Source organism: Methylobacter svalbardensis, from assembly GCF_037671525.1.
In the GTDB taxonomy this organism is placed as follows: Bacteria; Pseudomonadota; Gammaproteobacteria; order Methylococcales; family Methylomonadaceae; genus Methylobacter_A; species Methylobacter_A svalbardensis.
This window is the reverse complement of sequence record NZ_JAWPOH010000008.1, coordinates 82,094-101,553: the sequence shown is the minus strand read 5'-3', so window position 1 is coordinate 101,553 and position 19,460 is coordinate 82,094. Positions and strand designations below refer to the sequence as shown.

The window sequence follows — 19,460 nt, the reverse complement described above, 5'->3', positions numbered from 1 at the left end:
CAGTTTTTGTACAATTGAATTCGAAAAGCTTAGCGTTATGATTTTAAGTGCTCCTTTAAGTTTTTTCAGTAGAAATAAGTATATCTTCAAAGGAGTTTTTTACTGTTTTGGAAATTAATTTTCTGGAAGTCTATATGGAGAAAATGCAGTGGTATATCAATTTTATATTTTTTGAGGTGTGGTGTAAGGCTAAAGGAAAGGATTATGTCATCGAAGAGCTGTTTTCGGGCAATGAAGAGTTATGTGAAATTATTACGGAGCTGCATTACAGTCAACATAAAGGCGCCGATTTTTTTCTAGCCGGGTTGCAGCACATTTTTGAGGATTTCAAAATCCTGGAAAATACGGATATTGAAAATTTAAAACATTGGTATCGTTCAAATAATAGAGTCGATTTGCTATGTGCTAAAGACCCGTCTGTTTCGCCGGTAACATACAATGATATTGAAAAATTGTCGGATAAACTCAGCCATCATCTGAAAGATTTTTTTAAAAATCTCTATTCTCAAAGCTTTCTTTCACTCACCTCTATCTCCAGCAGAATCGGCCAAATAGAAAACCACTACACCGACTTTATTAGCAAAAATGCTAGCGGCAAATGCCCTTTTTGCGGCATCAATAATGTAAAAGGCAATTACCACAGCAAGCGGGAGGCTTACGATCATTATTTACCTAAAGGAAAATATCCGTTTAACTCAATAAACTTTCGTAACCTGGCACCGGCTTGCAACGAATGCAACAGCTCCTATAAATTAGCCCAAGATCCGCTTTATAACGCCAAAGATCCTCTCTTGCCCCAAACCGGAGGCATACGAAAATCGTTTTATCCTTATCAGGTAAATCAATACACCATTGAATTCAAAATTACACTGGATAGTCATGATTGGAATAATATTCAGCCTGCCGATATTGAGCTGCAAACCGGGCCTGACGAACTCAGGGAAGAATTGGATACTTGGTTGGACGTTTACGGAATAGATGAACGCTACAAAGCAAAATGTTGCACTAAAAATGACGGCAAGTACTGGATTGAGCAAGTGTTGGACGAATGCCAAAATGACGGTAGGACACCTGAACAGATTTTTAATACATTAGCTCGACAGGCAAAGCTTAAGCCTTACGCTGATGTCAATTTTCTGAAATTCCCTTTTTTGGAAGCCTGTAATAATAAAAGACTGTTTGATGTCTAGTTCTTTCAAGCATTAACCATCTACTTCATACATTCAATGTGCCGGCAAAATTGTGTACTTCATTTTAATCAGCCATTAACAAGACCCAACTACAGGCTGCGGATTCCGATTTTAATACTTGCAAAACTCTACAGGCAATTGGGGTGAACGATGCTTTTGAGGTCGACTGCCATACTGATGCACAAATAACTTTTAAAATCCGCTGACTTGTGCGTAACGACTCCAATCAGCTCGGATTCTGTCGCTATCTTTTGCTAAAAATAGAATATCTGGACAAAACCTTACAAATTGGGCAAAATTAGCGGCTAATTATGCTTTTAAACCCTAACCGACTTGCAGATTGATGGCGACTATTACCGTTCTAAATGGGCCGAATTTAAACCTGTTGGGCATTCGCGAACCCGGTCTTTACGGCAATCAAACTCTCGCGGACATTAGACAACATCTGGAACAAAAGGCTGTGGAACTGGGGCATCAGCTTAACTTCCATCAAAATAACGCAGAACACCAGATAGTGGAATTGATACACGAGGCTTACCAAGCCCAGGTTGATTTCATCATCATGAATCCGGCAGCCTTTACCCATACCAGCGTCGCTATTCGCGACGCGCTGCTGGCAACCAAGATCCCATTTATAGAGGTTCATTTATCAAACGTCCACGCACGTGAACCTTTTAGAAAACATTCCTATTTCTCGGATATTGCCAAAGGCGTTATCTGCGGATTAGGCGCAACAGGGTACGAATTGGCCTTACTGGCCGCTCATCAGATATTAGCCGAGAGACACTAAACCATGGATATTAGAAAAATAAAAAAACTCATCGAGATTATCGAAGAATCCGGCATTGCTGAACTGGAAATCAAAGAGGGCGAAGAATCCATTCGCATCAGCCGTTATTCTGCCGCCCCTGCACCTGTCGCCTATGCGTCGGCACCCGTTGCTGCCGCACCTGCGATAGCCGTTTCAGTAGCTGGTTCAGCAGAAGAAAACATCAGCGGACATGTGGTTAAGTCGCCGATGGTCGGCACCTTTTATCGTTCCGCTTCACCGGGCACCAAGGTTTTTGCCGAAGTCGGTCAATCCGTCCAGGTCGGCGACACCTTATGCATCATTGAGGCCATGAAAATCCTTAACCAGATCGAGTCCGATAAAACCGGCACCATCACTAAAGTCTTGGTTGAAAACGCCGAGCCTGTCGAATATGGCCAACCATTATTCATCATTGAATAACACCAGGGACGGAAAACTCATGTTCGATAAAATCGTTATCGCCAATCGAGGCGAAATCGCACTGCGTATTTTACGCGCCTGCCGGGAATTAGGCGTCAAGGTTGTTGCCGTACATTCCGAGGCGGATCGTGATCTCAAGCATGTGCGCCTGGCTGATGAATCGGTCTGCATCGGCCCTGCCGCATCCGCTGACAGCTATTTGAATATTCCGGCCATCATCAGCGCCGCTGAAGTGACCGATGCAGAAGCCATTCATCCGGGTTACGGCTTTTTGTCTGAAAACGCCGATTTTTCTGAAAAAGTCAAACAAAGCGGCTTTGTTTTTATCGGCCCGAATGCGGAAACCATCCGCATGATGGGCGACAAGATTTCCGCCAAGAAAGCCATGCTGACCGCCGGAATTCCCTGCGTACCCGGCAACAACGACCCCTTGTCGGATGACAACAAAAAAAACCTGAAGCTGGCTCAGGAAATCGGTTATCCGATTATCATCAAAGCCGCCGGCGGCGGCGGCGGCAGAGGCATGCGCACGGTACATACCGAAGCGGCGTTATTAAACGCCATTTCGATGACTAAAGCCGAGGCGGGCACTGCCTTCGGCAACCCCACGGTGTACATGGAAAAGTTCCTGGAAGATCCCCGGCACATCGAGTTTCAGGTCATGGCCGATGCGCACGGCAACGCGATACATTTGGGCGAACGCGACTGTTCCATGCAACGTCGCCATCAGAAAGTGGTCGAAGAAGCCCCGGCGCCCGGTATCACCGAAGCACAACGCAAAGCCATCGGTGAGCGTTGCGCCAAAGCCTGTGTCGACATCGGCTATTTGGGTGCAGGCACTTTTGAATTTTTGTATGAAAAAGGCGAGTTCTATTTCATCGAAATGAACACCCGCGTGCAGGTTGAACATCCGGTTACCGAAATGGTGACCGGCTTTGACATCGTCAAAGAACAGCTGCGTATTGCCGCAGGCGAACGGCTGTCAATGACTCAGGATCAGGTAAAAATTCAGGGCCATGCGATTGAATGTCGGTTAAACGCTGAAGATCCCAGAACTTTCATGCCCTGCCCCGGCACTATTGACCAGTTCCATATGCCCGGAGGCCCCGGCATCCGTTGCGAGACCCATATTTACAACGGCTATAAAGTCCCGCCTTACTACGACTCGATGATCGGCAAACTGATTGCCCACGGCGAAGACCGCAAGAGCGCGATTGCCCGGATGAACACCGCGTTAAGCGAAATCATCATCGACGGCATTAAAACCAATATCCCTTTGCAGCATGACATCATGAATGACAGCGCCTTTGCAGTCGGCAGCCAAAATATCCATTACCTGGAAAAAAAGCTGGGGATTTATTAAAAGCTTAAAAGTTCACCACGAAGACACGAAGTTTTCTGTTTATTCTTCGTGTCTTCGTGGTGAATAAATCCCCTGCCCCTACCCACAAGAATCCACATCATGACCTGGCACCAAATTTCCGTTATCACCGATGAAGACCTTGCCCCCCGGCTTGCCGATTTTTTCGACAACCTTGGCGCCGTGTCCGTTACCTACATGGACGCCGAAGACGAGCCGGTTTACGAACCGGCTATCGGCGAAACCAAAATATGGAGCAATACCGAAGTCATTGCGCTATATGAACTGGACGCTGAACCGGCGCTGATCAAGACTTTAGTTTATGCCCGGTTTAAGCCTGAACAATTGCTCAACTGGCGGTATGAAGAAGTTGCCGATCAGGAATGGGAACGCGCCTGGATGGAATTTTATAAACCGATGAAGTTTGCCGATAAACTCTGGGTTTGCCCAACCGATCAGGAGCAATATGAGCCCGGAACAGTTTGCCTGATCCTCGATCCGGGCCTTGCTTTCGGCACCGGCACCCATCCGACCACCGCTTTATGCCTGGAATGGCTGGCCGGCCATGACTTGGCCGGTAAAACCGTCATCGATTACGGTTGCGGCTCAGGCATACTGGCTGTTGCGGCAATATTATTAGATGCCAAAGAAGCGCATGCTGTGGATATCGATCCCCAGGCAATAACGGCAACACAGAGCAACGCGCTAAAGAACAAGGTACAAGATAAAATCAGCTGTTATCTGCCCGAACAGTTTTCCCCGTTTCAGGCTGACATAGTGCTGGCGAATATATTGGCAAAACCCCTGATCGATATGGCGGAACAGATTTCCAAGCTGGTTACTCCCGGCAGCCATCTGATTTTATCCGGCATCTTGCATGAACAAGCCGAAGCGGTCATGGACGCTTATCGGCCATACATAACGTTCGACGCACCGGTACAACAGGAAGACTGGATCAGGCTTGAAGGCATCAAGCGCTAAGCTAATTTCCGATAAGGACCCTACCAAAAGAATCGTCCACGAAGGACACGAAAAGCACGAAATATATTGCAATAAGATTCTTTCGACTGCTTTTTTTCGTGATTTTCATGAACCCTGTTTTTTCCTGCGGATCAAATTCTTGACAGGATGATCTCTCTCGGGAATTCTCCAAGTATCGCATCAGCATCAACTTAAGGCATATCCGCCTGAACATCGCCGCACTGAAAAGTCGGCGGTTATACTTTTTAACTCATTTAACGACAATGGCACATCCGGAAATTTATTTAAAAAAGAACGAGGACAAACGTCTGCGCAAAGGCCATCTATGGGTTTTCAGCAACGAAGTCGACACCAAGCGCTCACCGCTTGAACAGTTCAGCGCAGGCGACCTGGTACAGGTAAAAAGTGACGACGGCAAGGTAATGGGCACTGCCTACATCAACCCGCAAACCCTGATATGTGCAAGGCTTTTGTCCAGAAAGCCCAACTTGAAATGCGGCGCCAACTTCTTCAAAGAACGCTTGACTACCGCGCTGGCGCTACGGGAACGACTGTTCGACAAACCCTACTACCGTCTAATATTCGGCGAAAGTGACGGCTTGCCCGGTCTGGTCATCGACCGTTTCGGTTCGGTATTGTCGGTGCAGATAACCACCGCCGGCATCGAACTGCGTAAAGAATCGCTGTTTACTGCGCTGATTGAATTGCTGAGTCCCGAGGCCATTATCCTGAAAAATGATAACAGCCAAAGGCAACAGGAAGGCTTAAGCCTGGAATCCGAACTCGCTTACGGCAAGCTCCCCGAGCCGCTGATCATCGAAGAAAATGGCGCTCAATTTAAGATCGACATACTGGGAGGGCAAAAAACCGGCTGGTTTTACGATCACCGCAGCAGCCGCGCCCAATTAGCGGGTATTGCCAAAGAACAGCGGGTGCTGGATTTATTTTCCTATACCGGAGCATGGGGCATTCCTGCCGCTTTAGCCGGAGCCTCCGAAGTCACTTGCGTAGATGCTTCGGAAAGCGCGCTGGCATTAGCCGGGGAAAACGCAGTACTCAATCAGGTTCAGGACAAAATGCACTTTGTGCGCAGTGATGTGTTTGAATTCCTAAAGCAATCTCGTTTGGAAAACCAGCTCTATGATATTATCGTACTGGATCCTCCTGCTTTAATTAAACGCAAAAAAGATTTTAAACAAGGCTACGAAGCCTATCGCCGCCTGAATCACCTGGCTTTACAGGTATTGGCCAAGAACGGCGTATTGGTCTCGGCATCTTGCTCTTATCACCTGAGCCGTGAAAATCTGCATGAGATTTTACGCTCGTCAGGACGACACATAGATCGTCATCTGGTGTTTTTTGCAGCTGGAGGCCAAGGGCCCGACCACCCAATCGACCCGGCAGCTCCAGAGACCGAATATCTGAAAACTTTTTTTTGTTCTGTCTCGTCAAGCTTGTAAAATATGAGGCTTATATATGGGCTATGCAAAAGATAAGAAACCCTGCGTACTTTGCGGGCAACCGGTAGAAATCACCGGGTTTTCCCTGACCACGCGTGATGGTCTGCAAAAATTTTGCTGCGCCGGGTGTCTAAGCATTTATCAGTTATTTAATGAGGATAAGACAAAACCAACGATAACCCCCCTACTAACCGAGAAAAAATGAGGATATAAAAATAATGAAAGCCTGCGATTCCTGTTCCGGCCGCGTTGAAATCGGCAAAAACCATAAAAAAATTCCTGTCTGGCAAAGAGGCATCGGCATGGTCTTGATCTACCTGCCTTTACTGACCTTCCCTTTTGTGATTGCCAGCGCCTATCTGACCTACTATCACTTGCGCATGGAAGGCGCTACCAACCTCAAAACATGGGCTGATTTCATCCCTGACCGCGGCAGTCATCGTTATAACCTGAAAAACCAGATCACTATGGAAGGTTCTTTCGCAGCCAGTATGGCTCAGTCAAAACTGTTCTGGATACTGAACTGTACTTGGTACTGCCCTTACAGCGTTGCCTTATTCGAATGGCATGCCTATATGGTCAAGATCGTGGAAAACTGGTGGTGTCCGTTCACCCACGAGAAAAAAGAAAGCTATAACAATGCCAGCATCGATAAGTCGTTCTGGCATTTATATCCTGAAGATATTACTAAATTGGAAGCGGAAGACCGGGGAAATCCAATTTGGAATGATGCTGAAGACAAGTGATTTAGACGAAAGATGAAAGGCTAAGGGCGAAAAAATCTCCCTTAGTCTTTCACCGCTACTAAGCAGGACGGGTTCGGGTTCCCACGCTCTGCATCACTCCGATTAAGTTAAGCGGCACGACAAAATAATTGTTAATGTGGGGGCGACTTCGCCTCGGCAATTGCTCCTGCATTGCTCTACCTTCTGCATCCATGCAGTCGTAAAGCGCCTACTGTTGGTAGTCGCCGATTGAGTGGTAGGTTGTGTACTAACTGGGCGACTAAAGTCGCCCCCACAATTATTATCATGTCTTAACTTAATTGGCAGTGACGCTCTGCGTGGGAACAAGCGAAAATTTGCATTGACCGAGTTGCTACGATTTTTTCGCCTTTTGCCTTTTGCCTTTTATCTCTCATGCACATTGGTCCTTATCAACTTAAAAACAATCTGATTCTGGCGCCTATGGCCGGTATCAGCGACCGTCCGTTCAGGGAGTTGTGCACGCAATTCGGCGCAGGTTTGGCCGTATCTGAAATGGTGGCCTCCAATCCGGCTTTACGTCAGCACAAAAGAACGCTGTTAAAAGCCGATCATGACGGTGAAACCGGCATACGTTCGGTACAAATTCTGGGTACCGACCCTCAGCTTATGGCTGATGCGGCAAGACTCAACGCTCAACGGGGCGCTCAGATTATCGATATTAATATGGGTTGTCCGGCCAAAAAAGTGTGTTCAGTTGCCGCAGGCTCGGCGCTAATGAGAGATGAAGCGCTGGTAAAGCGCATACTGGATGCTGTCGTTAATGCCGTCGATATTCCGGTTACCTTAAAAATCCGTACCGGTTGGGATTTACACAGCCGTAATGCGGCCCAAATAGCCCGAATAGCCGAAAATTCCGGCATTGCCGCGTTGACTATTCACGGCCGAACCCGTGCCTGTAAATTTAATGGTCAAGCCGAACATGACACCGTTAAACAAGTGAAACAAGCCATCAGCATTCCGGTTATCGCCAACGGCGATATTGATACCCCGGAACAGGCGTTATTTGTGCTGCATACAACCGGTGCAGATGCCATTATGATAGGCCGCGCCGCCCAAGGAAATCCATGGCTATTTAGTCAAATAACTCACTTTATCAACCACGGTAAACACCTTGAAAAACCAACAGTTACTGACATATACAGCATACTCATGAGTCATTTGGACAAACTATATAGCTTCTACGGCAATGCAAGCGGTGTTAAAATAGCCCGTAAACATATAGCTTGGTATTTTAAGCATCTTGAGTCCGTGGCTCCGGATACCAAAATCAACATCAACCAGGCACAATGTCCATCCGAACAAATAGCGCTGATTCATTCGGCCTTTAATCTTTTAACTACCGACAGTGCTGCATAATATGAACGCATCCCAAAAAAGTGCCGAAATCATCAACATAGACAGCAAAAAAAACGCCGCCATTCCTTTATCTGCACATGTTAAACAGACCGTGGAGCAGTATTTTTTGCACCTGAACGGTCATGATGCGGTGGGTCTGCATGCGATGGTTATCGGCGAAGTCGAAAAACCTTTATTGCAGGCGACCCTGGAACATTCAGGCTTCAACCAAACCAAAGCGGCCAAAGCATTGGGTTTGAGCCGCAGCACCTTGCGCAAAAAACTGGAATTTTACGGCCTGTCCTAAGACGCCAACAAGCCGGATTTTTAATCCGCTCTAGCTTTAATCGTCCTCACCTTTCATTGAAGAGACCTGCATGAACAAAAAAGTCACTCGCGCGCTGATCAGCGTATCCGACAAATCCGGTATCGTTGATTTTTGCCGTGAACTCGATCACTTAGGCATCGAAATCCTGTCTACCGGCGGCACTGCCAAGACGCTGGCCGAACATCATATTCCGGCGACCGAGGTTTCCGATTACACCGGTTTCCCGGAAATGATGGATGGCCGGGTCAAAACCTTGCACCCCAAAGTCCACGGCGGCATTTTGGCGCGTCGCGGCATCGATGATGCAGTAATGGCCGCGAACGGCATTAAACCGATCGATATGGTGGTAGTCAATCTGTACCCGTTTGAACAAACCATTGCCAATCCTGACTGCGATTTTGCCACCGCCATTGAAAACATCGACATCGGCGGCCCGACCATGATCCGCGCCGCCGCCAAAAATCATGCCGATGTCGCGATCATCGTCGATCCGGCCGATTACGCAGCGGTTATTGCCGAGCTGCAAAACAACAGCAGCGAACTCGCGCAGCAAACCCGCTTCAATCTGGCGCTAAAAAGCTTTGAACACACCGCGCGTTATGACACCGCGATTGCGACTTATCTGGGCAACCTTCCCCGCGCCAGTTCCCGACAGGCTTGCGGCATACACACCATCCCTGGCGATAACGGCGTCCAGTTTCCCGAAACGCTGAATTTGCAGTTTTATCATCACCAGAGCATGCGTTATGGCGAAAATCCGCATCAAAACGCGGCGTTCTACCGGGAAAAATCACCGGCTAGCGGTACGATTGCCGCGGCCAAGCAACTGCAAGGCAAGGAACTGTCCTACAACAACATTGCCGATGCCGATGCCGCGCTGGAATGCGTTAAATCATTCGGCGACCAACCCACCTGCGTGATCGTCAAGCACGCCAACCCCTGCGGCGTAGCCCAGGCGGACAGCCTGCTTGCTGCTTACGACAAGGCTTATGCCACCGACCCGACCTCGGCATTCGGCGGCATCATCGCGTTTAACCGGGAACTGGACGAACCAACCGCCGCTGAAATCGTCAAACGTCAATTTGTCGAAGTGATTATTGCGCCGTCTATCAGCGCAGCCGCGCAAGCTGTTTTGGCGGCAAAACAAAATGTGCGCGTGTTGGAATGCGGTATCTGGAACAGCGAAAACCGGGCGTCACTTGATTTCAAACGCGTTGCCGGCGGCTTGCTGGTTCAGGACAAGGATCTGGGCGAGATCGGCGCCGCCGACCTCAAAATAGTCAGCAAACGCGCCCCGAGCGAACAGGAACTGGCCGATTTGCTGTTCGCCTGGAAAGTCGCCAAATTCGTCAAATCCAATGCGATTGTCTACTGCAAAAACGGCCAGACTATCGGCGTCGGCGCAGGACAAATGAGCCGGGTTTATTCGGCCAAAATCGCCGGCATCAAAGCCGTTGATGCGGGCCTGGATGTGCCAGGTTCGGCGATGGCTTCCGACGCATTCTTCCCGTTCAGGGACGGCATTGATTCCGCTGCCGAAGCGGGCATCACCGCAGTCATCCAGCCCGGCGGCTCGATGCGGGATAATGAAGTCATTGCCGCAGCCGACGAGCACAATATCGCGATGGTGTTTACCGGCATGCGCCATTTCAGGCATTAATTTTAGACAAAAGGTTAAGGGCAAAAGGCAAAAAAAGCCCCCCTTAGCCCTTAGCCCTTAGCCCTTAGCCCTTAGCCTTTAATTATGAAAATCCTCATCGTCGGCAGCGGCGGACGTGAACACGCCCTCGCCTGGAAAGCCAAACAATCATCCAAAGTCGAAAAAGTGTTTGTCGCGCCCGGCAATGCCGGCACCGCGCTCGAACCCTCTGTTGAAAACATCGCCATTGCGGTCGACGATATTGCCGCGCTGCTGGCATTCGCGCAACAACAAGCGATCGACCTGACCATCATCGGCCCCGAAGTGCCTCTGGTTTTGGGCATCGTTGACCGTTTCCAGGAAGCGGGGTTAAAGTGCTTCGGCCCTACCGCAAAAGCCGCGCAACTGGAAGGCTCGAAGACTTTTTGCAAGGATTTCATGATCCGCCATAACATCCCGACTGCCGCGTTCCAATCCTTTACCGACCAGCAGCAAGCCATAGCCTATATCCGGCAACAAGGCGCGCCGATTGTGGTCAAGGCGGACGGCTTGGCGGCCGGCAAAGGCGTGATCGTCGCCCAAACCGAAGCGGATGCAATCGCTGCTGTCGAGGACATGTTATCCGGCAATGTATTCGGCGAAGCGGGTAATCGTGTCGTCGTCGAAGAATTTCTGACCGGCGAGGAAGCCAGCTTTATTGTGATTGCCGACGGCAAACACGCCTTGCCGATGGCGACCTCCCAGGATCACAAAGCTCGCGATAATGGCGACCAAGGCCCCAATACCGGCGGCATGGGCGCTTATTCCCCGGCTCCTGTGGTCACCCCTGAAATACACCAAAGGGTTATGCGCGATGTGATCGAGCCGACCTTAAAAGGCATGGCGGAAGACGGCCTGCCTTATACCGGCTTTCTGTACGCAGGTTTGATGATTAGTGTCGACGGTTCGATTAAAGTGCTGGAATACAACTGCCGTTTTGGCGACCCTGAAACGCAGCCGATCATGATGCGCTTGAAAAGCGATCTGGTAGAATTGTGCGAAGCCGCCCTAGCTGGAGATCTTGATAAGACCACCAGCGATTGGGACGAGCGCGCCGCCTTAGGCGTGGTTTTGGCGGCTGGCGGCTATCCAGATGCCTATCAAAGCGGCGCGGTTATTTCCGGCTTGCCTGGCGAGGAGCGCGAAGACAGCAAGGTTTTTCATGCAGCCACCAAACAAGTCGGTAGCGATCTGGTCACAGCCGGCGGTCGGGTCTTATGCGCTTGCGCTTTGGGTGATGATATTATGGAAGCCCAAAGCAGAGCCTATGCGCTAGCCGAGCGCATCCACTGGGATAAGGTCTATTACCGCACCGATATTGGTTTTAAAGCCATTAAGAAATAAAATCCGAATAATTTGAACTCGCGATAAATTGTAGCGGCGACCGGCCGGTCGCCCATTGCGCAAAGGGTTGAGTGAATAAGGTGCGCCCTACACCTCAATAACAGTAGATTCAATTCTTACGTCCAGCAAACATCATGACATTGACACTACAAAAATAGACACCTTCTGAGTCCGCTTGCTCAAGACCAACCTGCCAGCGGTGGAGTTCCTTAGCCGTAATGACGCCCGCCTTAAGGGCTTCCTGTTCGATTCTTTCTGCCTGCGTTCCCTGACGAGCCAATGCATAATTGGGAGTAGCGACAGGAAACACCTCAAATGAAATATCAGCCAGATTTTGTTGTTTGAATAAGCGGTATAATTTTCGTCCCGAGTAACCATTATGCAAAGAGGATTCGGTCAGAAAGCGAGCCAGGCGGCGCTCAATATCAGTTTCATCGCTATCTGTTGATAAGCTACCCCAATCGGTATCCACAACGACTATCCATCCGCCTGGTTTTGTTACCCGGGTCATTTCAGCTAAAGCTGGTGCGGGATTGGGTAAATGCTGAAACAGCCGCTCACTACGGCAGGAATCGAAATAATCGGTTTCAATCGGCAGTGACATAGCGTCAACGCGTTTATGTCTGACCCATGTATTGACACCGGCTTGTTCGGCACGTTGCTCGGCTTCGGCAATCATGGCCTCATCGTAATCCGCGCCAATGACTTGTCCGTTAACTCCAACCAATGGCGCCAAAGGTATCGTGTCAGTACCCGGACCACAGCCCAAATCCAGCACCTTATGCCCAGACTGAATTTGCATCAGAGCGTAGGAGCGTTGCTTAATGTGATTGAGCTGATTGCCAATGATGCGGAGATAGTTCGGGTCTACATAGCCTTTGGGTTGTGCCATTTTTTATCCTTCATTACAGTTTGTGTGTCATATTGAGTTTGCATTCAAGAATTTCAACCCTTGAAATTTTTTGTCCGAATGGTCTTACCGCAGATCAAGCTCCTTTATCCCGGAGAGTAGCGGTATAAAAATCGACCTCCCTAAGCGCTGCTCAGCCTAGCCGTTGTCAGAAATTTTGCCGAACCCGAACATTTTCCAATGCCGTTTCCCCTGGATAACAATCAGATAGGGTAAGCTGTGCGTACCCTACCTGATTTTTGTTGGATGCTGCACCAATAAGCTCATGGAGTATAGCTCATCAAGCAAAACCTTGTTTTTGTTCATCAGTTCAGCGTGTTACCTTTCTTCCCTGATCAGACGTGTGAAGGGACTCAGAATTCATACCTCCATAGCTTTTTATGCCGATAGAAACTATACTCACTTAAGATTTTCATGGAGTGGAATCATGCAGTGGTTTTCTGAAATGCCCCTTGATGCCGGTTTAGTTGCTGTTGTAAATTGAAGAAATTCAAATTGCATAATGTGTAAAACCCCTCTCCAAAACCTTCAAGTTATTCAAAAGTATTTTGAAATTAAACAGTTATATGTCCAACCACCCCTGATTAGATAAGAGACAAGCACTTGGCTAACAATATAATTGATGCTTTTAATGAATATTTTGAGATGGTACCGGCGATTTCTGATGAACTTAAACATGAGGTGTATAAACTGCGTTATCAAGTGTTTTGCATTGAAAATGAAGTATTTAATTCTGAACACTATCCTGATGATCTGGAATTTGACGACTATGACCGGCGCTCGGTTCATTACCTGATTCGTCACCGCAAGTCTGGAGAATATGCCGCGACAACTCGGCTTATCCTTCCTGCTGCCAATAACCCGGAAAAGTTGTTTCCACTTGAACTGCATTGTGAGATTGATAATTTTGCCGTGCTGCAGCCTATTAATAGAAAGCACTTGGGAGAAGTATCACGGTTTGGTGTATCGAAAGCGTTTAAAAAAAGAAAAAATGAAGCGCATACCTTAGCGGTTATCGCTTCTGATCAGCAGGATCATTTTACACTAGCCGAGCGACGGACTTTTTCCTACATTGCTCTCGCTTTAATGGCTTGTCATATCAAAGCATGCTATGAAAACGATATTCACTATCTATATGCCGGAGCGGAACTGTCGTTGTTACGTTTTGTATCAGCATTAGGCATCCATTTTACCAGGATTGGACCTTTGGCGGACTTTCATGGAAAACGGTGGCCTAGTGTGATAAAAATAACCGATCTACTTGATGGCGTAGCCGAAAAAAACCTGGATATATGGAATTTACTCACTAATAAAGGATGTTATTTACAAGCCGGATCTATTGTTGAGAAGCAGAATCACCTCTTTGGCACCATACGAAAGCTGTAAGATGAATTCACAATAATAATCCGCCGATAGGCGCAAAACAGAGGACAAGCTTTAGCTTGCCCGCTTAAAGAGCGCATATCAATCGATGGACGGCTAAATTCGTTTCAATATCATCTACTCCGCTTTAGTGGCAGGACTCACTCATGAAAGCGCTATAAGTCAACAACACTGGGAAACATCAAAAGTTAACCGATGCTTCAAGATAAAAGCTTCTTCCCGGCATAGGCAGATTTTGAGGCAATTGGAGAGCAGCCGGTTCATAATAATTGGTATCGAACGCATTGCGTAATGAGGCCGCAAGGTTGAGATGCCCGAACAGCTTTTTACCTCGTAGCGTTAAGTCGATGGTTTCGTAATCGCTCAAGTTCCGGTTATCGCCTGGTAAACGGGTTCTACCGCCTATCCAGTTCAGCTGGGGTTGTAATTGCCACTGAGGCAAAAACTGCCAGCCAAGCGCCACATAAACATGATGTTCGGGCACTCCCGTCACCGACCGATTGGTTACTTCGTTGGTTGCGTGTTGCCATGCGTAATTACCCATCACCTTCCATTGTTCGGCAACTTGCCAGTTCCATTCAAACTCTGTTCCATAGCCGTTTTGATTGCCACTATTCTGATAAATGTTTGTTTGTCTGCCTGGATCAGGCACTGCCGTTATAAGATTGTTAATTTTATAATAATATAGATTGACTGCGGTTCTCAGTGATGAAAATGGCCGGTAATCCAAAGCCCATTCATAAGTATTGATGGTTTCGGGATCTAAATTTTTGTTGCCCAGCAATACCGGATTATTCTGGGTAAACTGCTCTGCAAAATTGGGCGCTCTAAACGCCTTTCCATACAAAAGCTTGCTGGTAAGTTGTTTATTAATATCCCAAACCAGGGCGACACGAGGATTGACGGTTCCGCCAAAATCAGAATAATCGTCATAACGTACGCCTGCAGTCAACTGCCAATCGGCAGCAAGTTGCCATTCATCCTGCGTTACCAAGGACCAGATTGTCCGATGCGTATCCGGTAAATAGGCTAAAGGTGTACCCGTTACATTCGTTAATGTGCCGTCAACCACAGCGGACAGCGGCACACCATAGCCGAAATTTCTACTATCACTGGTAGTAACTTCTTCATATCGAAAACCGGCGCTTAAGCGCAGTATGTGATTTTCCAGTCCCTTGTAGACTGAGCTCAATTCAATCGAGGGAATCTTCTCTACTCGGCCCAAATTAAGATTGAATCCATCAGGAAACCTTACCAATGAACTGTTACTTAAAGAGGATGTAATATTCCCATCAGGACCTATGGGTAACATAGTATTATCCGGCAAAAGCTGTGTTTTAGCCCGAAAATCAGCCTGCTGATAACTGGCATGAGCCATCAGCTCCCAGTCATCAAGCCAGTCTTCCGTGGAAAAGCGCACATCGCCTAAATACTGTTCACCGTCGGCACTACCTTTTGGATCCAGTGCTCCGGCAGCACCTGCACGGTTACCTCCGTTACTATTAAATGCCCAGAAACCGATATCCCAATGCTTGCGTTGTAGATTAAGATGCCCGTTCAGAGTCTCATAGCGTGTATCCAGTGCGCCTGGGGCATGAGAGGCATGCGTTCCAAGCGCCGTATCAAAGCCGGTTTGAACATCTGCATTAACGATACGTCCATTATCGCCGCTGGTATGCTGATATTGCAGACTGGTCGCCACATCCCAGCCTGCCCACTGCGCGCCATGCTGACCCCATCCGCTCTGAGTGCTATGATCACCTGCGCGAGCCCCCAGGGCCGTACCGTTGATATCTTTGGCTTTTTTGGTAATGATATTGATGACGCCCGCAAACGCATCCGCACCATACAATGCAGAGCCCGGCCCCCGAATAACCTCCACTTGCTGAATAGCCTCGATAGGCAACTCCGTACCTGACATTAATGTGCCAAAGACAGGCGTGGTAATTCGGGTGCCGTTTAACAGCATCAAAACCTGTGAGTTTTGCGTATTACGGATACCGCGAATAGTGTAATTATAATCATAGACATTCTCCTGGAGACTGGCATGAATCCCCGGCACTGTTTCCAGAACCTCATGCAGCTCGGTCGCGCCCATCGATTTGATTTGCTCGGCGGTAATCACGCTGGTTACTGCAGCGGACTGAAAAATAGGTTTTGATGTGCCGGTAGCAATAGAAGTAACCGCAATTTCACCCAATTCATCCAGAGACAGATCCATTAAGTCGTCAGCACTGGCAACACCTGAACTGAAGTAGCTAATAGTCGCTAACCAGCTAATAATTATGGACAATTTAACATTCATTTTAAAGCCACTGCAAAAGGTTTTATTAGCTTAAGTTCATCCAGAGGCACAGGTTTACCAATACCGTAGCCTTGCGCATAATCTACGCCAAGGACATTGAGCAAATTAAAGATTTGTTCATTTTCAACAAATTCGGCAATCGTTTTTTTGCCCATGACGTGTCCGACTTCGTTAATTGATTTCACCATCGCAAGATCCACTTTATCATTGAGCATATCCTTAACAAACAAACCATCAATCTTAATAAAATCGACCGACAGGTTTTTTAAATACGCAAAAGAAGACAAACCGCTGCCAAAGTCATCCAGTGAAAATAAACAGCCGCGCTCTTTTAGTTGCTTAATAAATTTGGTTGCATGGGATAAATTGGCGATAGCGGCTGTTTCGGTAACCTCAAAACAGATTTTATGCGCCGGAATGGCCCACTTGGAGAATTGTTCTGAGATAAACGCCAGCATGGTTTCATCGGACATTGACAGACCGGATAAATTAACCGAACACAACGATAACTCATCGATAAAGCCCGGCTTAGTCGCTATCCATTCAAACAAATGACTGATGACCCAGCGATCCAGCGAGGGCGCCAGGTTATAACGTTCTGCTGCCGGTAAAAATGCGCCGGGGGGAATAATGCCCCCTTTGTCGTCCTGATAACGAACCAAGGTTTCAAAATGCATGCCTTCCTCATGATGAGTAATTGATACTATCGGCTGCCCATACAGGCAAAAACGGTTTTGTTCCAAACCCTGCTGGATTTTTTCTACCCATTGCATTTCTCCCTGCCGCATCGCCAACTCTTCATCATCAGGACGAAAAACATGCACCCGATTTCGACCATTATCTTTCGCCATATAGCAGGCAGAATCGGCCTCTTTAAGCAGGTTCACCGCATTACCACTGGAACCGTTTATTGCTGAAATACCGATACTCACACCTAGGGTAAAGCTCCTATCTTCCCAGACAAAACGGAAATCTTTAACTAAATCGCGTAAATTCTCGCAAGCTAGAAATGCCTCGTTTAATGAGCAATTGATCATCAACACGCCAAACTCGTCACCGCCCAGACGGGCTACAAAATCTTGCTTCCTGGTATGCGTCCTTAACAACTCACCCAATTGTCTAAGCAATTCATCGCCGGCAAGATGCCCGCAGGTATCGTTAACCACTTTAAATTGATCCAGATCCAGATAGCACAAAACATGCTCCGAATTGTCGGCATAAGCCAAGGCGACTGCCTGCTTAATATAACTATCGAACTCACTGCGATTAGCCAAGCCTGTCAAGGCATCATGACTCGCCTGATAAGCAATACTTTCACTCAATAAGCGAGCTTCCGTTATATCTTCACCCACCAGCAACAAACTGTTTTGCTGATATTCATTTTCGACCAATCTCGCTGTGGCCCTAACCCAAATAATCTTTCCATTATTACAAATCTGTCTAAGCTCCTGTTTATAGATCAGTAAAGGACGCGTCAAGCAGCATTCAACCAAATCATGCATGATAGGCAAATCATCCCGATGAATAAAATCAAAAATCGAACAGCCTTGCACTTCGTCAACAGATAAACCCAGATGCCTGGCACCGGTACGATTAACCGATAAAATACGACCGTCTACTTTCAGATTAAATACCATCGTCGGATTATCGTCATAAAGCGCCAAATAACGGTCTTTTGCCCGCGTCAAAGCCTGGTTTTGAGCCGAAACAGTGGCAATCAGGCCATTAAAGGCGTCAACCAGAACGCCTAACTCATCATCATTAACTTTAACCGCCCTCAACGAATAATCTTGTGTCTCGCTAATTTTTTTAACTTTATCGACCAGTTTTTTGATCGGCGAGGAAATAAGCTTTAACAGCGGAGTTGACATGAGGAAGGTGAGTATCGATACCCCCGCCAATACTAAAAATATCAGCCCTATAAATTGCACTTTACGCCAGTAAGCCAGAGTCAAATCGGCATGAATATAAATGGCACCCACTTCCGCCGCATCGACAACAATCGGCTGAACCACATGTAAATGAGTATCTTCAAATCGGGTTTCTTCAGCTTTAACGGATACAGGGCAGGTCCATTCCTGATCCCCGTTTTTCTGTAATTGTGCAAAAACAGCGTCTTGCGCATCATAAAAACAAGCCGCTTGCACATCTGGCAGGTTGTTAAACACAGCCAAATTTTCATTAGCCAAGTCCCTGTCCTCAAACATTAATGCAGCAGTACTGCGATTACCTACAATTTGAGCCAGGATTGACAAATCATCCCGGGTATTTTTCTGGAACTCTGAGATCTCAAGCACTATCAAAAGCAGGCCGGCAAACAGCAGGGAGGTAATACTGGAGAACAACAAAATGAGTAGTAATTTGTGATTTATTGGCAGATTACGAATAAATTTAATCATTGTTTTCTCCCTCAATAATCTCAGCAACTTCCAATAATTTTGCGCTGATTTTTAAACCACTCTGTTGTAGAGCTTTCAGGTTAATCTGTAATTTAATTTTGCCCAGTCTGTTAACAAAACCAATCATTCCCCCCTGAGCTGCAAACTCGTTACTTTCGCCTATGGTTAATGATGTATGCGTATTGTCAACAATCAGCATGCCTTTGAGCAACACCTTATCTTTGATAGCGGCACTGATAAAAAGGATATGGCAATGCTGCTCGTTATTAAGACGATTAAACCTGAATAGTTTAATAGGTCGTCCAAAAGCTGTGCGCTGTTCGATGGGGTCTATTAAATCGCCAAAAGGATCTTCACCCATAATACAGAGATTAAAGGTTTCGCTGTTATCCTCAGGCCAGGTAATAAACTTGGTGAAATTGTATACATAACCGGCTTTTACTTTATATTCGACATCGGCATCATCAGCGATGACCGGCTGTGAAAGCAATAAGACTACGCTAAAAAAAACACCTAGTAAGTTGATAATATTCATCTATTCTGGCGCCAGAGCAATCGCATTAAAATAAAAACACCTTATAAGCAATAATATTAAAAAGCCATAAAAACACCCAAGAACCGCATTAAAAAACATAAGTAATTGATTATTCGTTAAATTTATAAGTAAAATTCGGCAGCCCCTGATTCTGGCGCGTAGGGGTAATTAAATAAGTATAGCCATATTTGCTATATTTATAATTTTTCATCTAAACCTTGTTGATTTACGACTTCTGTCGCTTGTTAATGCAC

At 47.1% G+C, this 19,460-nt stretch carries 16 protein-coding genes; 12 read left to right on the top strand and 4 right to left on the bottom strand.

The window, feature by feature from the left end:
• Positions 1-107: 107 nt before the first annotated feature.
• From RW114_RS05400 to purD, 11 genes are all read left to right on the top strand, one after another.
• Positions 108-1,190 (top strand): hypothetical protein, encoded by a 1,083-nt coding sequence (locus RW114_RS05400; protein WP_340121696.1) that lies wholly within the window; start codon positions 108-110, stop codon positions 1,188-1,190.
• A gap of 343 nt (positions 1,191-1,533) precedes the next feature.
• Positions 1,534-1,980, top strand: coding sequence for a type II 3-dehydroquinate dehydratase (aroQ, locus tag RW114_RS05395; protein ID WP_340121695.1), 447 nt, complete (start codon positions 1,534-1,536; stop codon positions 1,978-1,980).
• 3 nt (positions 1,981-1,983) lie between these two features.
• Positions 1,984-2,421, top strand: coding sequence for an acetyl-CoA carboxylase biotin carboxyl carrier protein (accB, locus tag RW114_RS05390; RefSeq protein WP_340121694.1), 438 nt, complete (start codon positions 1,984-1,986; stop codon positions 2,419-2,421).
• 19 nt (positions 2,422-2,440) lie between these two features.
• Positions 2,441-3,784 carry an acetyl-CoA carboxylase biotin carboxylase subunit gene (accC, locus tag RW114_RS05385; protein WP_340121693.1) on the top strand — a complete coding sequence of 448 codons (1,344 nt, stop codon included), beginning with the start codon at positions 2,441-2,443 and terminating at the stop codon, positions 3,782-3,784.
• Between the two features lie 99 nt (positions 3,785-3,883).
• The gene (gene prmA / locus RW114_RS05380) at positions 3,884-4,762 is read left to right on the top strand and encodes a 50S ribosomal protein L11 methyltransferase (RefSeq protein ID WP_340121692.1); all 879 of its coding nucleotides are present in this window, start codon (positions 3,884-3,886) and stop codon (positions 4,760-4,762) included.
• Positions 4,763-5,025: 263 nt separating this feature from the next.
• Positions 5,026-6,222, top strand: a complete 1,197-nt coding sequence (locus tag RW114_RS05375) for a class I SAM-dependent rRNA methyltransferase (RefSeq protein WP_340121691.1) — start codon at positions 5,026-5,028, stop codon at positions 6,220-6,222.
• Between the two features lie 218 nt (positions 6,223-6,440).
• Complete coding sequence (locus tag RW114_RS05370; protein ID WP_340121690.1) at positions 6,441-6,968, top strand: hypothetical protein; 528 nt, start codon at positions 6,441-6,443, stop codon at positions 6,966-6,968.
• Positions 6,969-7,361: 393 nt separating this feature from the next.
• The gene (gene dusB / locus RW114_RS05365) at positions 7,362-8,345 is read left to right on the top strand and encodes a tRNA dihydrouridine synthase DusB (RefSeq protein WP_340121689.1); all 984 of its coding nucleotides are present in this window, start codon (positions 7,362-7,364) and stop codon (positions 8,343-8,345) included.
• A 1-nt stretch (position 8,346) separates the two neighbouring features.
• Positions 8,347-8,631: a helix-turn-helix domain-containing protein gene (locus tag RW114_RS05360; protein WP_340121688.1), complete on the top strand. Its 285-nt coding sequence runs from the start codon at positions 8,347-8,349 to the stop codon at positions 8,629-8,631.
• 70 nt (positions 8,632-8,701) lie between these two features.
• A complete protein-coding gene (gene purH / locus RW114_RS05355; protein WP_340121687.1) occupies positions 8,702-10,312 on the top strand; it encodes a bifunctional phosphoribosylaminoimidazolecarboxamide formyltransferase/IMP cyclohydrolase in 1,611 nt (536 codons plus the stop codon).
• An 84-nt stretch (positions 10,313-10,396) separates the two neighbouring features.
• Positions 10,397-11,674: a phosphoribosylamine--glycine ligase gene (gene purD, locus RW114_RS05350; protein ID WP_340121686.1), complete on the top strand. Its 1,278-nt coding sequence runs from the start codon at positions 10,397-10,399 to the stop codon at positions 11,672-11,674.
• Between the two features lie 109 nt (positions 11,675-11,783).
• On the opposite strand, the gene RW114_RS05345 is transcribed toward purD, so the two are convergent.
• Positions 11,784-12,566, bottom strand: a complete 783-nt coding sequence (locus RW114_RS05345) for a methyltransferase domain-containing protein (RefSeq protein ID WP_340121685.1) — start codon at positions 12,564-12,566, stop codon at positions 11,784-11,786.
• 621 nt (positions 12,567-13,187) lie between these two features.
• On the opposite strand from RW114_RS05345, the gene RW114_RS05340 reads away from it, so the two are divergent.
• A complete protein-coding gene (locus RW114_RS05340; RefSeq protein ID WP_340121684.1) occupies positions 13,188-13,970 on the top strand; it encodes a PEP-CTERM/exosortase system-associated acyltransferase in 783 nt (260 codons plus the stop codon).
• A 178-nt stretch (positions 13,971-14,148) separates the two neighbouring features.
• Here the strand turns inward: RW114_RS05340 and RW114_RS05335 are convergent, their stop codons facing one another.
• Genes RW114_RS05335 through RW114_RS05325 form a run of 3 tightly spaced genes read right to left on the bottom strand, consistent with a single transcriptional unit; the run spans position 14,149 to position 19,206 of the window.
• Complete coding sequence (locus tag RW114_RS05335; protein WP_340121683.1) at positions 14,149-16,260, bottom strand: TonB-dependent receptor plug domain-containing protein; 2,112 nt, start codon at positions 16,258-16,260, stop codon at positions 14,149-14,151.
• An 8-nt stretch (positions 16,261-16,268) separates the two neighbouring features.
• The gene (locus tag RW114_RS05330; RefSeq protein ID WP_340121682.1) at positions 16,269-18,671 is read right to left on the bottom strand and encodes a sensor histidine kinase, YfiR-like protein-associated; all 2,403 of its coding nucleotides are present in this window, start codon (positions 18,669-18,671) and stop codon (positions 16,269-16,271) included.
• Positions 18,664-19,206, bottom strand: coding sequence for a YfiR family protein (locus RW114_RS05325; protein WP_340121681.1), 543 nt, complete (start codon positions 19,204-19,206; stop codon positions 18,664-18,666). Before RW114_RS05325 ends, RW114_RS05330 begins: the two co-directional genes overlap by 8 nt.
• Positions 19,207-19,460: the final 254 nt, after the last annotated feature.

Excerpts from the sequence above, each read along its gene's own strand:
- aroQ (WP_340121695.1), top strand. The coding sequence starts at position 1,534 with ATGGCGACTATTACCGTTCTAAATGGGCCGAATTTAAACCTGTTGGGC.
- RW114_RS05370 (WP_340121690.1), top strand. The coding sequence starts at position 6,441 with ATGAAAGCCTGCGATTCCTGTTCCGGCCGCGTTGAAATCGGCAAAAAC.
- RW114_RS05325 (WP_340121681.1), bottom strand. The coding sequence starts at position 19,206 with ATGAATATTATCAACTTACTAGGTGTTTTTTTTAGCGTAGTCTTATTG.
- RW114_RS05345 (WP_340121685.1), bottom strand. The coding sequence starts at position 12,566 with ATGGCACAACCCAAAGGCTATGTAGACCCGAACTATCTCCGCATCATT.
- prmA (WP_340121692.1), top strand. The coding sequence starts at position 3,884 with ATGACCTGGCACCAAATTTCCGTTATCACCGATGAAGACCTTGCCCCC.
- accC (WP_340121693.1), top strand. The coding sequence starts at position 2,441 with ATGTTCGATAAAATCGTTATCGCCAATCGAGGCGAAATCGCACTGCGT.
- RW114_RS05360 (WP_340121688.1), top strand. The coding sequence starts at position 8,347 with ATGAACGCATCCCAAAAAAGTGCCGAAATCATCAACATAGACAGCAAA.
- RW114_RS05375 (WP_340121691.1), top strand. The coding sequence starts at position 5,026 with ATGGCACATCCGGAAATTTATTTAAAAAAGAACGAGGACAAACGTCTG.
- accB (WP_340121694.1), top strand. The coding sequence starts at position 1,984 with ATGGATATTAGAAAAATAAAAAAACTCATCGAGATTATCGAAGAATCC.
- purH (WP_340121687.1), top strand. The coding sequence starts at position 8,702 with ATGAACAAAAAAGTCACTCGCGCGCTGATCAGCGTATCCGACAAATCC.
- RW114_RS05330 (WP_340121682.1), bottom strand. The coding sequence starts at position 18,671 with ATGATTAAATTTATTCGTAATCTGCCAATAAATCACAAATTACTACTC.
- dusB (WP_340121689.1), top strand. The coding sequence starts at position 7,362 with ATGCACATTGGTCCTTATCAACTTAAAAACAATCTGATTCTGGCGCCT.
- purD (WP_340121686.1), top strand. The coding sequence starts at position 10,397 with ATGAAAATCCTCATCGTCGGCAGCGGCGGACGTGAACACGCCCTCGCC.